This is a genomic window from Marinobacter xestospongiae (assembly GCF_023156385.1).
Taxonomy (GTDB): Bacteria; Pseudomonadota; Gammaproteobacteria; order Pseudomonadales; family Oleiphilaceae; genus Marinobacter; species Marinobacter xestospongiae.
Window position 1 is genome coordinate 15,691 of record NZ_JAKZAK010000016.1, and the last position, 14,739, is coordinate 30,429.

Sequence of the window (14,739 nt, forward strand, 5' to 3'; positions counted from 1 at the left end):
CAACGGTTAATGGGTTTGGGGAGCGGGTGAGCGGGCCCGTCTCAGGTCCAGCGTCAGCGCCAGCGGCAATACCGCCACAGCGTAGACGACCATGGTGAAGATGGCGTGACGGACATCCCCGGTGGCGTCAGCGATCAGACCGCCCAGGGTAGGTACGCCGAAGGCAATGGTATAGCCCACCAGAAAATTACCGGCGGACAGCCGCCCGGTGTCCGCGGCACTCACCAGCAGTGGCGGCAGCGCCACCAGCAGGATCAGCAGGATGCCCGCGGTGAGGCTCATGAAGGTGGCGCTGGCGATCGCCAGGGTGCCGTCGGTCAGCACGCTGCCCAGTGCGCCCGCGATGGCTCCCAGAGCCATCACCAGGATCACGGTACGGTTGCCGACCCAGCGCCTTGCCATTTTCAGCATGATCAGCGAGGCGAACACCTGGGCCAGGTTGTACCAGAACAGGGCGTCGGAGAGCCGTTCCAGCTCACCCCGCTGTTCCAGCAGGTTGCCGAGGTAGGCATTGAAGCCGAAGAACAGCGAGCCGGACAGCCCCAGCAGCAGGCCCAGTTTGAGGGTCAGCGGGTTGCGCCAGTCCGGCAGCCAGGCTGGTCGCCGGGCTGGGCGGGCGCTATCGCGGCGGGGCAGGTACAGTGCGGCGGTGACCAGCAGGGCCGGCAGTGACCACACCAGCAGCGCCTGGCGCCAGCTGTGTCCCACCATTGGCAGGATCAACGGCCGGGTAATACCGGCGCCAATGAACTCCCCCATCAGCATGCCGTTCATGTAGATGGCGGTGCCCATGGCAAGGTGGTGCGGGGCCAGCCAGCGTGGCAACAGAGCCGGCAGTGCCGGTTGCATCATCGCCACTCCCAGGCCCATGACCGCACTGGCCGCCATCAGAGCGGTGGCGTCCGGTACCAGCGCCCGGCCCGCCGAGCCGAGCACCATCACCAGCATCGCCAGGGCCAGGGTATGGCGGGGGCCAAGGCGGGAAATCGCCAGCGAACCCGGCATGGCGCCAATGGCCAGCATCAGGATGGGCAGCGTGGTGAGGGCGCCGGTCAGGGCCTGGGACAGCGCCAGCTCAGCGGCGATGTCCGGCGCCAGCGCCGGCGCCACCAGCACCGGTATCCGCAGGTACAGGCCGGCCAGCCACAACAGCAGACCGACCAGCACCAGGTGGGCGGTGCTGGCAGGGGTGTGCTCCTTGAGCATTACAGGGGTTCCCGGAGGGGCGGATTACTCCGACAGGTTGTAGGAACCGTCTTCGTCGTGGGTCTCGCGACCGGTGACCGGCGGGTTGAACGAGCAGATCAGGCGCATGTCCTCGGTGCCGCCGCGCAGGATGTGGCGGTCGTGGTTGTCGAGGGCGTAGAGTGTGCCGTCGGTGATCTCGTGGGTCTCGTTGGTGGCCAGGTCGGTGATGGTGCCGTTGCCGGCCACGCAGTACACCGCTTCCAGGTGGTTCTTGTACCACAGGTTCAGTTCGGCACCAGCGGGAATAATGGTTTCGTGGAACGAGAAGCCCATGCCGTCTTTCTTCAGCAGCAGCCGACGGCTGGTCCAGCCTGGACCTTCCACTTCGCGTTCGGTGCCGATGATGTCCTGTACACGTACAATTTTCATAGCATTCCTCATTGGGTGATGGAATAGCCTTACAGTATAAACATCCCTCTCAACCCGGATTCAACCGCCAGTGGCTGTAAGCCTCAAGTGCGGCTTCCACCGCGAGCGCCAGCCGGTGGCGCTGGTCACTGCCCAGCGGCTTCTGTTTGCGGCAGCGCTGCAGGGCCTTGTGGATCTGCTGACGATGCTCCGGGGCAAGGGTTTCCAGCCAATGGCTGTCGGCGGGTGCCAGGTTCAGGGTATCGCGGCCAGCGTGGTTGCGACAGCTGATGTGCCACCAGTGGTCGACCGCCCGGCCCAGTACCACGTAGCCGAACTGGCTGTCCTGTACCGGCCCGAAGCGGGCGGTCTGCAGGCCATCACGCAGGGGCCCCAGGCGCATCACCGGCAGCGTCAGCCGGTCGCCGTAAAAGTAGCTGCCGGCGGCCCCCACCAGCCCGCCAATCAGCGCGCCGGTGCCAAGGGAGGAGCCCAGGGTGACCGCGTCCAGCCCCGCGCCACCGAGGGCGCCAGCGCCAAACCCGGCACCGGCCAGGTATTTACGGCTGACACCCCAGGCCTGGCGGCTGTCCTCGCTGAACAGGTCGTGGTCGCTGTGCCACTCCAGCTCGGCCTCCTGGCGCTGTACCCGGTGATGCTGATACAGCGCTTCAATGGCCAGTCGCAGGGCTTGTTCACGGCGACGCTGGTGCCGATACCAGGCCTGTCGCAGCTGGCCGGCCAGGGCGTCACGCTCGGCGTCCGCGGGCTGGCCCGTGGTCAGGGTGCGACGTTCCTGCCAGGCCATCATGTCCTCCAGCGCGGTGGCGATTAGCCGGGCGGCCTGATGGCGGCGCTGGGCGCGCTGTTCCGACAGGTACATCACCGCCCGCTCGAGCACCGATTCCCAGGCTGGCTCCAGCTGGCCGAAGGCCTTCAGCAGGCTGAGGTGCTGGTTGAACGGTGCGGTCACCGCATTGAATTTGCGCACCACCTGAAAGTACTGGCCCAGGGCGGCCTGCCAGGTGTCGCTGTGGTCGTCGGTGCCGATGCTGTTGATCAGCGCCAGGCTGGGCTGGCCGGTCCAGCGCAGGATCGTCATCTCGCTCTCATGGGCCGCGCTGTAGGGCACCGATCCGTCCACCACGTAGATAATGCCGGCTCCGTTGATCAATGGTGTCAGCAGTTCGCACTCGTCGTGGAAACGGGGATCGTCGCGATGCTGCTGGACAAACGCCGCCACCGTTTCGGCCCGGTCGGAGGCCGACAGGCTGTGGGCCTCCAGCCAGGCCAGCACCTGGCGGGGGCGCTGGAAGCCGGGGGTGTCCACCAGGGTATACAGCGTCTCACCGTCAATGCTCAGTGGGTAGGTGTGGTGTTCCCGGGTGGTGCCGGGCTCCAGGGCAATGGCGATGGCGTCGTTCTGGGACAGGGTCGCCACGACGCTGGACTTGCCCTTGTTGGGGTGGCCGACGACGGCAAACAGCGGCGGCTGGCTCATGTCGCACCCCCGTTGCTCCAGGCCCGGGCCGGTGGCTGGGCATCGTAGCGGCTGACCTGCAGCCGGGCCTGATGCTGGCGTTGGCTGAAGCGCAGCCACTGTGCCAGCTGTTGGGGTTCCGGTGGTCGGCTGGGGTCTGTGGCCAGGGGAACCAGCGCCACCAGGGTGTCCGTCGGCCATTGCTCGCGGGCTTCGCTGAGGAAGTCTTCAAGCTCCCCGGTGGGCGGCTCCCAGGCCCGGGTCAGCACGATCGCCGATGGCTGTTCGGCCAGCGCCAGTACCGCCGCCGCCTGGCGCAGGGCAAGCCGGTCCTGCGCCAGGGTGGCGCCACCGCCAGCCTCGAACACCTGGCGCTGGCCGTTATCGGCAAAGTCCAGCGGCAGCGGCTCCCCACCGGCGCCGGCCCACCGGATCACCACCGGACTGTCCGGGTACGGCTGCAGCTCGCCGCGGGTGTCCAGGGACGGCGCGCTGCTGGCATCGGCGTCGGGGTTGCCGGTCTCAAGCACCGGCGTCTCCATGCGGTAGCGCAGGGCGGTGAGCCCCGGGTGATGGTACAGCCGTTGGCGGGCCTGGTGACGCAGGTGCCAGCCGGCCAGCCATCTCAGCAGGGCCCGGGGCAGCACGCCGTAACACAGCCAGGCCATGGTGAGAAACGGCCACCAGTCGCCCCAGCGGACGGCGGTGACGGCGCTTGTCGGCGCTGCGCGGAAGAAGCGGGTGCTGGCCACCAGGTTGGCGTCTGGCACCGCGGCCGGCCACAGTGCCTGCCAGGGTATGGCCAGGGTCTGCACCAGCCGGTGATAGCTTTCGGCGCCGGCGGCCAGGGTGGTGCTCCAGCCGAACGCCAGATCCTGCACCACCACCAGCACCAGCAGGGTTGCCAGGCCGGCGAGGGTGAAGGCCAGCCCCCCACCCTGGGCGGCCCGGGCCAACAGCTGGGGGTGAAGGTGTTGCAGCACGGAGGTGTCGGCGCCGGCGCTGCGGTTTACCAGCCAGCCCCAGGGGCGCCAGCCCAGCAGCGACTGCACGGCGGTGGCGAGCGCCAGCAGCAGCTGCAGCGCCAGGAACGCCAGCAGCACGGTGACGTTGATGCGGCCACTGCCGTCGTAGTACAGCAGACCCAGCATGGTGGTAATGCCAAGCAGCACACCGGCGGCCATAAAGGCCAGGCCGATTCGGTCCCAGCGCTGCAGGCGCCGGTCACGCCCGCCGGCGTTCTGCTGACTGCCTGGGCTGAAACGGCGGAGGTGCGTCAGCCACTGGTTCACCAGGGTGTCGTCGTCGCAGGCCTCGGTATCCAGGCCAAAACGGCGGTCACGGCGGTGGAGGAACGCTGGCGCCTGGCGGCGGTCCCGTCGTACCTGGTCGTCGAACGCCAGCAGGCGGGTCAGGGGGTGTTCGGTCATGCAGGGTCCTTGGCAAAGATCCGGAAGCGCCGGCTATTCAAGCAATGGGCACTGGCACTAGAATAATGGGCGTAGCGCCAGAACTCTATGGCCCCGATCCCGGGGCAACCACCACGCCCTGGAGACCCATGCCACACCACCTGATGAACCTGCGCCATGTGCCCGACGACGAAGCGGATGAGATTCGCGCGCTGTTTGTACAGCATGGCGTGGCCTACTATGAGACCCCGCCAAGCCGCTGGGGCATCAGCATGGGTGGTTTCTGGGTCCATGACGCCGATGAGGCGGAGCGGGCGCGGGCATTGTTGCAGGACTATCAGGCCGAGCGATTGAGCCGCCAGCGTGCGGCCTACCAGCAGGACCTGGACGCCGGCCGGGTACGTGGCTTCTGGGCGCGGCTGCGCCACAAGCCGGTGACCACCCTGGCGGCCTGCCTCGCCATGGCGATGATTCTGTTGCTGACCCTGGCGCCCTACCTGCGGCTGTAGCCCTGTCCGCGACTGAAAGCGGTGTTCTGTGACCGGGTTTTGGCGTCAGTTGATGAATATCAAGTGATGGCGGGCGCTGCCATGGCCTGGCCGGGCATTCTGCCGTAGCATCGCCGGCCCTTTGGTGACGTCAACGGAGACGGGCATGGCGGCGGGCAACGAACGCCTGCGCTGGCAGCAGGTCAGCGGGGTGTTGCGGGTGCTGCACCTGGAGCGGCTGGAACAGCGATTCAGCCGGCGCACGGTGCAGGCGGGATTCAATCTGGTGAATGGCAGCCTCAGCATCGCACTGGTGTCGCTGGTGGCACTGGCCACTCAGGAAGCCTTTATCTTCCCATCCCTTGGCGCGACCGCGTTCATTCTTTTTCACGTCCCGCTGGCGGCTCCGGCGTCGCCCCGCAATGCATTTTGCGGCCACCTGCTGGGTGCCCTGATGGGCCTGGTGTCGCTGTACCTGTTTGGGCTGGCGGACGCGTCGTCAGCCATGGCCACCGGCGTCGACCTTTCCCGGGTAGGGGCTGCGGCCATGTCGTTGGGGCTCACCAGTTGCCTGATGGTGGTGTTCCGGGTGCCCCATCCGCCGGCCGGTGCCACCGCCCTGATCGTGTCACTGGGGCTGATGCCCCACCCGGCACAGCTGCCGATCCTGATGTCCGGGGTGCTGTTGCTGCTGGTGCAGGCCTGGGCGATCAATCGGCTGGCGGGCATTCCCTACCCGCTCTGGCGGCCGGCGGACCAGGCTGCCAGGCCCTCGACGCCGGGCCTCGAGCCGTCCTGAGGCGGCCCATCGAGCGCCGGTTGATATCGATCAAGCGATAACCGTTATCATTTGTTTATAGTGCCGTTCCAACAGACCTGATCGAGGAACGACGCCATGCCCCGCCCTTCGTTACTGCTTGCCCCCCTGTTGCTGCTGTCATCCTCTGCGATGGCGCTGGAATACCCCATCGGTGAACCCGCTCTGGAGCATGGCATGGAGATCGCCGCCGTGTACCTGCAGCCGGTGGTGATGGAACCGGCCGGCCGCCTGCCGGCGGCTGAGGCGGACATTCATCTGGAGGCGGACATCCACGCCCTGGAAGACAACCCCAACGGCTTTGCCCCCGGTGCCTGGATCCCCTACCTGGAAATCGATTACGTGCTGACCAAGGCCGGCAGCGGCACCGCCATTGAGGGCCGCTTCATGCCGATGATCGCCAGCGACGGCACCCACTACGGCGACAACGTGCGGCTGAATGGTCCGGGCGAGTATCACCTGACCTACACCATTCGCACCCCGCGCCTGATGCGCCACATTGACAACGAGACCGGCGTGGACGAGTGGTTCGACACCTTCAGCGTGGACTACACCTTCGTGTACGCCGGAGTCGGCAAGAAAGGCGGGTACTGAGGGCGCGACGGCGATGAATCGACTGATTGTCCTCACCATGGCCGCGCTATTGGCACCGTTGGCCCGGGCCGGCGGGCTGCCGGCCTACGATCTGGAACTCAACAACGGTGAACTGATTCCCCGGGAGCTGCGGGTGCGGGCGGGCGAGCGCTTCAAGATCCGCCTGCACAACACCGGCGATACCCCGGTGGAGTTTGAGAGTCGCTCCCTGCGCAAGGAAAAGGTGATGGGACCGGGGGTGGATTCGTTTGTGGTGGTGCACCCGCTTCGCCCCGGTGAATACGACTTCTTTGACGAGTTTCATCTGCCCGAGGCCCGCGGCAAGGTCATTGCCGAGTAAAGCGTCCGCCATCGCGCCATCGTAAGGAGTCCGGCATGCCCGAACAGGTTTTCTTCATCGTCTGGCGCGAGAGCGTTGAGGCGATTCTGGTGATAGGTATTGTTCACGCCTGGCTGGCCCGCACCTCCGGCGGTGCCGGGCAGCGTTACCTGTGGTTGGGCGTCGCCGTGGGCGTGGCGTTGGCCGGGCTGATGGGGATCGGTTTGATGCAGGCTGACGGCTGGCTGCAGGGTGAACGCCAGGCGATCTTTCAGGCCGTGATGGTGCTGGTCGCCAGCGCACTGATCGTACAGATGGTGTTTTGGATGCGCCGCCACGGCGCCGGCCTCAGGGCCGGTATCGAGCAGCGGCTGAGCCACGCCACTGACAACTCCCGCCATTGGGGCATCACCGTGTTGGTGGCGATTGCGGTGGCCCGGGAGGGTTCGGAAACGCTGATCTTCCTGTATGGCATGGGCCTGGCCCAGGACTCCCCGGCCGCCCTGGCGTCGTTCACCCTGGCAGCCCTCGGTGGCTTGGCGGTGGCGTTACTGACGTTTGCCCTGCTGCAGGTCGGTACCCGGCTGTTCTCCTGGCGGCTGTTTTTCCGCCTGACTGAGATACTGCTGCTAATGCTGGCTGCCTCACTGCTGGTTGCCGGGGTGGAACGTCTGATCGGCCTGGGGCTGTTGCCAGCGGGCCCTGATCCGCTGTGGGACAGCCGTTGGCTGCTCGACGATGGCCAGGGCGTGGGGGCACTGCTGGCGGATTTCGCCGGCTACCGCGCCTGGCCGGCCCTGACCATGGTGCTGGCCTACGGCCTGTTCTGGCTGATCGTGGCCGTTGGACTGCGCTGGCAGCGGCGTCGGCCCGCTGCGAGTCTGTCAACGGAGACTGCGGTATGACGTTGGGCCAGCCCGCGACGGCCAGGCCTTCGCGACTGGCGGCGATTGGCGATGGCCTGCGTCGCCACCGGCGGTGGGTTCAGCGGATTCAGTGGACGGTGGTGGTTGTGTACGCGGTGCTGCTGATCGTGCCGGCGTGCCTGCCGCTGCCGGATCACCAGGCCCAGATCCTCTCTCATCTGACGGTCTTCGCCGCTTTTGTGTTCTGGGGGCTGTGGTGGCCTTTCGTGCTGGTGAGCATGGTGTTGCTGGGGCGTGTCTGGTGTGGCGTGTTCTGTCCGGAGGGCACCCTCACCGAGGCGGCCAGCCGGGTGGGGCTGGGACGGCCGATTCCGGCCTGGATTCGCTGGCCCGGCTGGCCGTTCGTGGCGTTCCTGGGCACCACCCTTTACGGCCAGATGGCCAGCGTCTACCAGTATCCGCTGGGTGCCCTGGTGGTGCTGGGGGGCTCAACGCTGGCGGCGACTCTGGTGGGGTTGGTGTATGGCAAGGGTAAGCGGGTGTGGTGCCGTTACCTGTGTCCGGTGCGGGGGGTGTTCGGCCTGCTGGCGAAACTGGCGCCGGTGCATTTCCACACCGACCAGGCCGCCTGGGTCCGGTTCAACCGTGAAACCCGACACCAGCGCCCGCGTTCGCCCGCGCCGGACTGTGGGCCGCTGATTCCCCTGAAGCAGCTCGACAGCACCAGCGACTGTCACATGTGCGGCCGCTGCAGCGATTACAAGTCCTCGATCCGGCTGCGGTTACGAGCGCCGGCGAGCGAGGTGATCCGGCCACCGCGGGACGGCCAGCCCACCGGCTGGGAGTTTGTGCTGCTGCTCTACGGCGTTCTGGGCGTGGCGGTGGGGTCGTTCCAGTGGACCGTGAGCCCCTGGTTTGTGGCCCTCAAGCAGACCATTGCCACCTGGTTGGTGTCCTGGGACTGGCTGTGGCCGCTCACCACCACATTGCCGGCCTGGGTTCTCACCAATTACCCGGCGCAGAACGACGTCTTCAACCTGCTCGATGGCGTCACCCTGCTGCTCTACATCACCGCCACCGGTGCATTGCTGGGATCGGTGCTGGCGATGCTGCTGGCGCTGGCGAACCGATTGCTGGGGCGCTGGTCCTGGTCGCGGCTCTGGCACCTGGGCTACTGTCTAATCCCGTTGGCGGGGCTGGGGGTGTTCCTGGGGCTGACCGGCATTACCGTGACGCTGCTGGGCAATGACGGTATCCGCCTGGGCTGGGTCAACGAGGCCCGCGCCACATTGCTGGCGCTGGGCGCCCTTGCCAGTGCGGTGCTGGCCTGGAAGATCGCAGGTGGTTATGCCACCGGTGGGCGGCGGATGGTGGCCATGGTTGGCCCGTTGCTGGCGATCCTGTCGATACTGGCCGCCTGGTGGCTGATGTTCTGGGGATGGTCGTGACGCGCGGGGCTGAAACGTGGCTTGGTGCCAGCTCCGCGCTCAGTGGATCAGCTTGCGCGCTTGAGGCGGGAGAAGGTCGCCGGCACCACGCCCAGCCAGGCGGCGAGCTGGTTGTCCGGTACCCGCTGCACCAGCTCGGGGTAGTCGCGCACCAGCAGGTCGTAGCGTTCCTTTGCCGACAGGGTCTGCTTGTGGAACTCCCGCATGGTGGCCAGCTCGGCCAGTTCCTCGGTCAGCGCCAGGGCGAAACGGGCCCACTGGCCTTCGCTGTGTTTGCGAATGGTGGCGCGGAAGGCCTGGAAGTCCGCAGCCCACAGTGTGCAGTGGGTGACGGTGGACAGGCACAGGGTGTTGCGCATGGTCCGGCTGCGGCCGAACACTGGCCACACCAGGTCGCCTTCGGCGAAGAAGTGGTGAATCGAAATCTTGCCGTTGGGGGCCTCACGGAACAGCCGGGTGACCCCGTGCTGGATCAAGTAGACGTTGGACCAGGCTTCCTGATGTCGCTCCAGAGCGGTGTCAGCGTCCACCGTCACCCGGTGGAACAGCCGCGTCAGGTTGCTCAGCATGGGATGGTCGGTGTCCCGCCCGGCGGATTTCAGGTGAATGCCGAAGACCCGGGATAGGCTGTTTACCAGGGCCAGTTCCCGTCCGGCGGGTTCCGGTGTCAGCAGGTGAGCGTCGGGTTGTCCCAGCAGGCAGGGGGACGACCAAACGTCGCGGTGTTCGATTGCATTGGTCATGACAAGCCTACGGATAGAAAAGGTTGGCCGACATTGGCGGAGCCAGTATCCCACCCTCATTAATGCATAAATAACGAATTATATTGCTACTAACCAGCAATTATTTTGAGGTAAGGTTCGGCCATGGATACCGAACTGGCGCGAACATTCCTGGTGGTGGTGGAAGTTGGGAGCTTTATGCAGGCGGCCGAACGGCTCAGTGTGTCCCAGACCACCGTCACCGCCCGCATCAAAACCCTCGAGGCTCAACTGGGTCGAACCCTGTTCGATCGGGGCCGCCATGGTGCCCTGCTGACCCTGGAAGGCCGCCGCTTCGAGCGCCATGCCCAGGCGCTGATCCAGGTGTGGGAGCGGGCCCAGCATGAGGTCAATATGGCGCCGGAGCAGCGCCAGATGCTGGCCGTGGGCGGGGAGCAGAGCCTGTGGAGCCCGCTGTTGCTGAACTGGCTGGTGTGGATGCGCCAGCATCACCCCGACATCGGCCTGCGTACCCATGTGGAAGAGCCCGCCAGTCTGCTGGACAAGGTGGAGCGCGGCCTGCTGGATTTCGCGGTGATGTACTCGCCGTTGTACCACCCGGACCTGGCCACCGAACTGCTGCAGGATGAGCGGCTGATCATGGTCAGTACCGAACCGGAGGGGGCCATCAGTGCCCCGGACCGATACGTCTATGTTGACTGGGGGGATGAATTCTCCCGTCGCCACGATCAGGCCTTTCCCACCCTGCGGCGTTCCAACGTCTTTGTGGGTCTCGGGCCGCTGGCGCTCAGCTTCATTCTCCAGGCCGGTGGCGCCGGCTATTTCCGTGAACGGGCGGTTCGGCCCTATCTGGCCCGTGGTGAGCTGCATCGGGTACCGCTGGCGCCGGAATTTCCCTACCCCTCCTACGTGGTGTGGTCGCGGGAACGCCAGCCGGATGGTCTGGTGGAAGCCATCGACGGTTTGCGGTCGGTGCTGGACTGAGCTGCGCCTGCCTCTGGGCTGTCCGGAAAGCGGGACGGTGTCCGGATATCAGGACGCCGGCTGAGAAAGCCTGCTGTTGCCTCCAGAGCCCACCCTGCCAACGTGAAGACTGGCGATCGCCGGATTCTGTCTGTCCTGGTATCCGGACAGGCTCAGGCTGCGCGCAGCTTTGATTCCTGTAACTCATTGAATTTTAAAGATCTAGATCATTGGCCCGGGATCTGCATCGGTGGCTGCGGCGTCCGGCGACGTTAATCAGAGGTTCCCTGGTCGCTGGGACGCGGATCAATAACAACAACACCGGTAAGGAAACATGTCATGACCAATCGCGCACGGCTGGCCGTTCCCACGGGCCTGGCGGCAGCCTTTCTGTTGGTGGGCTGCAGCTCCGACAACGACGATTCTCCCCAACTCAATACCCTGCCCGGCTTCATCACCGGTGAGGTTCAGCAGCAGGATTACGACGGCATCACCGACGATCTGCTGACCGCCGGTCTCGGCGGCAGCGGCCTGGCCAGCGCCACCGCGCCGGCGTTTGCCGACAGCCTCAATCCCACACCGGCGGAACTGCGCCGCCTGGCGATCTACACCAACTACCGGGCACTGGCGGACATGACCGCCGACGGCGGCTATGGCCGGCTCTACGGCCCCCAGGTGGGGCGTAACGACGATGGCCTGGTGGCAGGCTCCGAAACCCTGGCCCTGGCAACGGTGCCCGGCGCCAATCACCCGGTCACCGTGATGGTGCAGGTGCCCGCCAGCTTTGACATCGAACAGGCCTGCATGGTGACCGCACCGTCCTCCGGTTCCCGCGGCATCTACGGTGCCATCGGTACCGCCGGAGAATGGGGGCTGAAACAGGGCTGCGCGGTGGTGTACACCGACAAGGGCACCGGAACCGGCAGCCACAATCTGATGACCAATAACGCCCAGCGTCTGGACGGCACCCTCAGTGATGACGACGACACGCCGGTGCTGTTTCGCGCCGATCTCACCGACGCCGAACGCCAGGCCTTCAACACCAGTCACCCGGACCGGCTGGCGTTCAAGCACGCCCATTCCCGGGATAACCCGGAGGCGGACTGGGGCCGCCATGTGTTGCAGTCAATCGAGTTCGGTTTCTATGTGCTGAACCAGCGCTATGGCAAACCCCACGGCGACGATGGCCGTACCGTGGTGCTGACACCGGAAAACACCCTGGTGATCGCCTCCAGCGTCTCCAACGGTGGCGGTGCCTCGGTGCGGGCGGCCGAGCTTGATGATAACGGCTGGATTGACGGTGTTGCAGTATCCGAGCCCAACATCAATCCGACGCCGGACAGCAGCTTCACCCTGCGCCAGGGCGATGGCCCGGTCATTACCGGGCACAGCCGCAGCCTGCTGGACTACACCTCCGCCATTGCCCTTTACCAGGGCTGTGCCAACCGGGCGCCGGCGGTGCGGGATGACGCCCCCTTCAATGCCGCGCTGAACGACGTCGGCGTCAACGAGACTACCTGTGCCGCGCTGGCGGCCACGGGCCTGGTGACGGGGGCGACCCTGGACGAGCAGGCCACCGATGCCCTGCGCATTCTCAACGACGAGTACGCCATCCAGCCGGAGCAGAACTTGGTGGCGCCCAGCCACTACGGTGCGTCCGTGGCCCAGGCCATCGCCATGACCTACGCCAACGCCTATGGCGAGTTCCCGGTCAACCAACCGCTGTGCGGCCTGTCGCTGGCGGCCACCGGTGACCAGGGCACCGTGATCCCGCTGACGGATGCCCAGGAGGCGGCCCTGTTCGCCACCAGCAACGGCATTCCGCCGACGTCCGGGGTGCAGTTGGTGTATGACCAGGCCGCCGGGGCGCCCACCCGTCTGGCGGATGCGGTCTCCACCTCCAGCGGCCTCGCCGACCATGGCCTGGATGCGCTGCTGTGCCTGCGCAGTCTGGTGGACGGCCTCGATCCGGTCACCGGCGATGCGCTGTCGGCCCCGCTGCAGGCCCAGGCCGAGCGCGTCAGCTCTGGTATCGAGGCGGTGCGGGCCAGTGGTGATCTGCAGGGCAAACCGGCGGTGTTTGTGACCGGGCGGGCCGACGCCATCCTGCCAATCAACCACACCTCGCGGCCTTACTTCGGTCTCAACCGCCGGGTTGAGGGTGACACCTCCGGGCTGCGTTACTACGAGGTGTTGAACGCCCATCACCTGGATGCATTCAATGCTTTTCCCGGCTTTGATGCCCGCTATGTGCCGCTGCACCACTACTACCTGCAGGCGCTGGATCTGGTGTACGACCGCTTGACCACCGGGGCCGAGTTGCCGCCGAGCCAGGTGGTACGGCCCCAGCCCCGTGGTGCTGGCGCGCCAGCGCTGACCCTGGCGCAGTTGCCGGCGATCCAGCCGGCGCCGGCGCAGGCGGATCGTATCCACTTCGTTGACAATCAGGTCCGCATCCCGGACTGATCCCCCACGTTGCGGGGCTGGCGGTTGGTGGCCTGGATTGCCAACCCCGGTCCCGCGGGATAACCTCTGGCAGGTTCATCATCATGACAGACTTTTTTCCAGCCAGTAGCGAGTTCATGACCAAGCCGTTTAGCCAAAACAACAAAAGTGGGCTGACCCGGGAGTTGATCGAAGCGCTGTTTCCGATGTTTGAGGAAGCCAGTGCCGGCGCCATCGCCGTGGATCGGGATGCCCGTATCACCTGGATCAACGCCAGTTATGCCGCCCTGCTGGGGCTGCCCGATCCCCGCGGGGTCATTGGCCAGGATGTTCGAGGTGTCATTCCCCAGACCCGGATGCATGAGGTGGTGCAGAGCGGCCAGCCGCTGCTGCTCGACATCATGGAGCACGACACCCAGCAACTGGTGGTGACCCGGCTGCCGTTCTTCAATGAGGACGGCGACATCATGGGGGCGGTGGCGTTTGTGCTGTACGACGACCTGCAGCCACTGACCCCGTTGGTGAGCAAGTACCGCCGGCTGCACCAGGATCTGGTGGCGGCCCGTAAGGCCCTGGCGCGTAAGACCCGCGGCACCCGCTACAGCCTGGGGGATTTCGTCGGGGCCAGCCCCGCGGCGCTGGAAGTGAAGCGCCGGGCCCGCCTGGCCTCTGGCCGGGACGTGCCGGTGCTGCTGCTGGGGGAAACCGGGACCGGTAAAGAGGTGCTGGCCCAGGCCATCCACTCGGCTTCCGGACGCGCCGACCGCCCGTTCGTGGGGGTGAATGTCGCGGCGATTCCGGAAAATCTGTTGGAAGCGGAGTTCTTCGGTGTCGCCCCCGGGGCCTACACCGGCGCGGACCGCCGCAACCGCGACGGCAAGTTCCAGCTCGCCAACGGCGGCACCCTGTTCCTGGATGAAGTGGGCGACATGCCCCTGGCACTGCAGGCCAAGCTGCTGCGGGCGCTGCAGGAAGGTGAGATCGAACCGCTGGGCTCCAACAAGGTGGTGCCGGTGAACGTGCGGGTGATAGCCGCCACCAGTCGCAACCTGGAGGTGATGATGGCGGAGGGCAGTTTCCGTTCCGACCTTTATTACCGCCTGAACGTACTGGAAATCCCCATTCCGCCACTGCGGGATCGGCTGCCGGATCTCGGAGTGTTGTGCGAGGCCATTCTGGAAGACCTGTGTGAGGGTCTGGAGTTGCGGGGCGAGATCACCGACGCTGCGGTGTCGGCGCTGGCCGGTTACGACTGGCCCGGCAACATCCGCGAGCTGCGCAACGTGCTGGAGCGGGCACTGACCATGGGGGAAGACTCCGGCCGCCTGGATGCCGATGCCATCTTCAAGGTGTTGCCCCGCGGCGGCAATCGGCCCTCGCCATCGCTGGTGCCGCGGCCCATCCGGCCGCTGGCCCAGACCCTGGCAGAAGCGGAGGGGCAGGCCATTGAGGAGGCCCTGGTGGCCAGCCGCGGCAACCGCACCCGGGCGGCGAAACTGTTGGGCATCTCCCGTTCGGTGTTGTACGAAAAGCTGGCGCGAATGTCCTGAATTCTGGACGCCTGTCCGGTTTTCAGGACGGGGCTTTTAGAC

14 protein-coding genes are annotated in these 14,739 nt (G+C 66.2%); 9 read left to right on the plus strand and 5 right to left on the minus strand.

All coding sequences use genetic code 11. The features are described from left to right. Positions 1–6: 6 nt before the first annotated feature. The 4 genes from MLD24_RS12410 to MLD24_RS12425 are packed head-to-tail and all read right to left on the minus strand — an operon-like array spanning position 7 to position 4,506. Positions 7–1,206, minus strand: a complete 1,200-nt coding sequence (locus tag MLD24_RS12410) for an MFS transporter (protein ID WP_248166874.1) — start codon at positions 1,204–1,206, stop codon at positions 7–9. Positions 1,207–1,230: 24 nt separating this feature from the next. After that, positions 1,231–1,617, minus strand: coding sequence for an ectoine synthase (locus tag MLD24_RS12415; RefSeq protein WP_227172964.1), 387 nt, complete (start codon positions 1,615–1,617; stop codon positions 1,231–1,233). 49 nt (positions 1,618–1,666) lie between these two features. Then, a complete protein-coding gene (locus tag MLD24_RS12420) occupies positions 1,667–3,097 on the minus strand; it encodes a GTPase/DUF3482 domain-containing protein (RefSeq protein ID WP_248166875.1) in 1,431 nt (476 codons plus the stop codon). Further along, positions 3,094–4,506, minus strand: a complete 1,413-nt coding sequence (locus MLD24_RS12425; RefSeq protein WP_248166876.1) for a DUF2868 domain-containing protein — start codon at positions 4,504–4,506, stop codon at positions 3,094–3,096. The genes MLD24_RS12420 and MLD24_RS12425 overlap by 4 nt, the downstream gene beginning before the upstream one ends. A gap of 128 nt (positions 4,507–4,634) precedes the next feature. Between MLD24_RS12425 and MLD24_RS12430 the strand changes: the two genes are divergently transcribed. From MLD24_RS12430 to MLD24_RS12455, 6 genes are all read left to right on the plus strand, one after another. Then, a complete protein-coding gene (locus tag MLD24_RS12430; RefSeq protein ID WP_248166877.1) occupies positions 4,635–4,994 on the plus strand; it encodes a DUF6164 family protein in 360 nt (119 codons plus the stop codon). Positions 4,995–5,139: 145 nt separating this feature from the next. After that, positions 5,140–5,772 carry an HPP family protein gene (locus tag MLD24_RS12435; RefSeq protein ID WP_248166878.1) on the plus strand — a complete coding sequence of 211 codons (633 nt, stop codon included), beginning with the start codon at positions 5,140–5,142 and terminating at the stop codon, positions 5,770–5,772. Positions 5,773–5,868: 96 nt separating this feature from the next. Then, positions 5,869–6,384, plus strand: coding sequence for an iron transporter (locus MLD24_RS12440; protein WP_248166879.1), 516 nt, complete (start codon positions 5,869–5,871; stop codon positions 6,382–6,384). Between the two features lie 13 nt (positions 6,385–6,397). Next, on the plus strand, positions 6,398–6,724 hold the full coding sequence (locus MLD24_RS12445; RefSeq protein ID WP_227172958.1) for a cupredoxin domain-containing protein: 327 nt from the start codon (positions 6,398–6,400) through the stop codon (positions 6,722–6,724). 35 nt (positions 6,725–6,759) lie between these two features. Then, the gene (locus tag MLD24_RS12450; RefSeq protein ID WP_248166880.1) at positions 6,760–7,608 is read left to right on the plus strand and encodes an FTR1 family iron permease; all 849 of its coding nucleotides are present in this window, start codon (positions 6,760–6,762) and stop codon (positions 7,606–7,608) included. Then, on the plus strand, positions 7,605–9,017 hold the full coding sequence (locus MLD24_RS12455) for a 4Fe-4S binding protein (RefSeq protein ID WP_248166881.1): 1,413 nt from the start codon (positions 7,605–7,607) through the stop codon (positions 9,015–9,017). Before MLD24_RS12450 ends, MLD24_RS12455 begins: the two co-directional genes overlap by 4 nt. Before the next feature lie 47 nt (positions 9,018–9,064). Here the strand turns inward: MLD24_RS12455 and MLD24_RS12460 are convergent, their stop codons facing one another. Next, positions 9,065–9,760 (minus strand): Crp/Fnr family transcriptional regulator, encoded by a 696-nt coding sequence (locus tag MLD24_RS12460; protein WP_227172955.1) that lies wholly within the window; start codon positions 9,758–9,760, stop codon positions 9,065–9,067. 123 nt (positions 9,761–9,883) lie between these two features. Between MLD24_RS12460 and MLD24_RS12465 the strand changes: the two genes are divergently transcribed. The 3 genes from MLD24_RS12465 (at position 9,884) to MLD24_RS12475 (ending at position 14,697) form a co-directional block, all read left to right on the plus strand. Further along, the gene (locus tag MLD24_RS12465; RefSeq protein WP_248166882.1) at positions 9,884–10,723 is read left to right on the plus strand and encodes a LysR family transcriptional regulator; all 840 of its coding nucleotides are present in this window, start codon (positions 9,884–9,886) and stop codon (positions 10,721–10,723) included. A gap of 318 nt (positions 10,724–11,041) precedes the next feature. Further along, positions 11,042–13,168, plus strand: coding sequence for a D-(-)-3-hydroxybutyrate oligomer hydrolase (locus MLD24_RS12470; RefSeq protein WP_248166883.1), 2,127 nt, complete (start codon positions 11,042–11,044; stop codon positions 13,166–13,168). Positions 13,169–13,284: 116 nt separating this feature from the next. Next, complete coding sequence (locus MLD24_RS12475; protein WP_248166884.1) at positions 13,285–14,697, plus strand: sigma-54 interaction domain-containing protein; 1,413 nt, start codon at positions 13,285–13,287, stop codon at positions 14,695–14,697. The last annotated feature ends 42 nt before the right edge of the window (positions 14,698–14,739 follow it).

Coding starts and splice junctions, on each gene's coding strand:
- MLD24_RS12410 (WP_248166874.1), bottom strand. CDS start 1,206: ATGCTCAAGGAGCACACCCCTGCCAGCACCGCCCACCTGGTGCTGGTC.
- MLD24_RS12415 (WP_227172964.1), bottom strand. CDS start 1,617: ATGAAAATTGTACGTGTACAGGACATCATCGGCACCGAACGCGAAGTG.
- MLD24_RS12420 (WP_248166875.1), bottom strand. CDS start 3,097: ATGAGCCAGCCGCCGCTGTTTGCCGTCGTCGGCCACCCCAACAAGGGC.
- MLD24_RS12425 (WP_248166876.1), bottom strand. CDS start 4,506: ATGACCGAACACCCCCTGACCCGCCTGCTGGCGTTCGACGACCAGGTA.
- MLD24_RS12430 (WP_248166877.1), top strand. CDS start 4,635: ATGCCACACCACCTGATGAACCTGCGCCATGTGCCCGACGACGAAGCG.
- MLD24_RS12435 (WP_248166878.1), top strand. CDS start 5,140: ATGGCGGCGGGCAACGAACGCCTGCGCTGGCAGCAGGTCAGCGGGGTG.
- MLD24_RS12440 (WP_248166879.1), top strand. CDS start 5,869: ATGCCCCGCCCTTCGTTACTGCTTGCCCCCCTGTTGCTGCTGTCATCC.
- MLD24_RS12445 (WP_227172958.1), top strand. CDS start 6,398: ATGAATCGACTGATTGTCCTCACCATGGCCGCGCTATTGGCACCGTTG.
- MLD24_RS12450 (WP_248166880.1), top strand. CDS start 6,760: ATGCCCGAACAGGTTTTCTTCATCGTCTGGCGCGAGAGCGTTGAGGCG.
- MLD24_RS12455 (WP_248166881.1), top strand. CDS start 7,605: ATGACGTTGGGCCAGCCCGCGACGGCCAGGCCTTCGCGACTGGCGGCG.
- MLD24_RS12460 (WP_227172955.1), bottom strand. CDS start 9,760: ATGACCAATGCAATCGAACACCGCGACGTTTGGTCGTCCCCCTGCCTG.
- MLD24_RS12465 (WP_248166882.1), top strand. CDS start 9,884: ATGGATACCGAACTGGCGCGAACATTCCTGGTGGTGGTGGAAGTTGGG.
- MLD24_RS12470 (WP_248166883.1), top strand. CDS start 11,042: ATGACCAATCGCGCACGGCTGGCCGTTCCCACGGGCCTGGCGGCAGCC.
- MLD24_RS12475 (WP_248166884.1), top strand. CDS start 13,285: ATGACCAAGCCGTTTAGCCAAAACAACAAAAGTGGGCTGACCCGGGAG.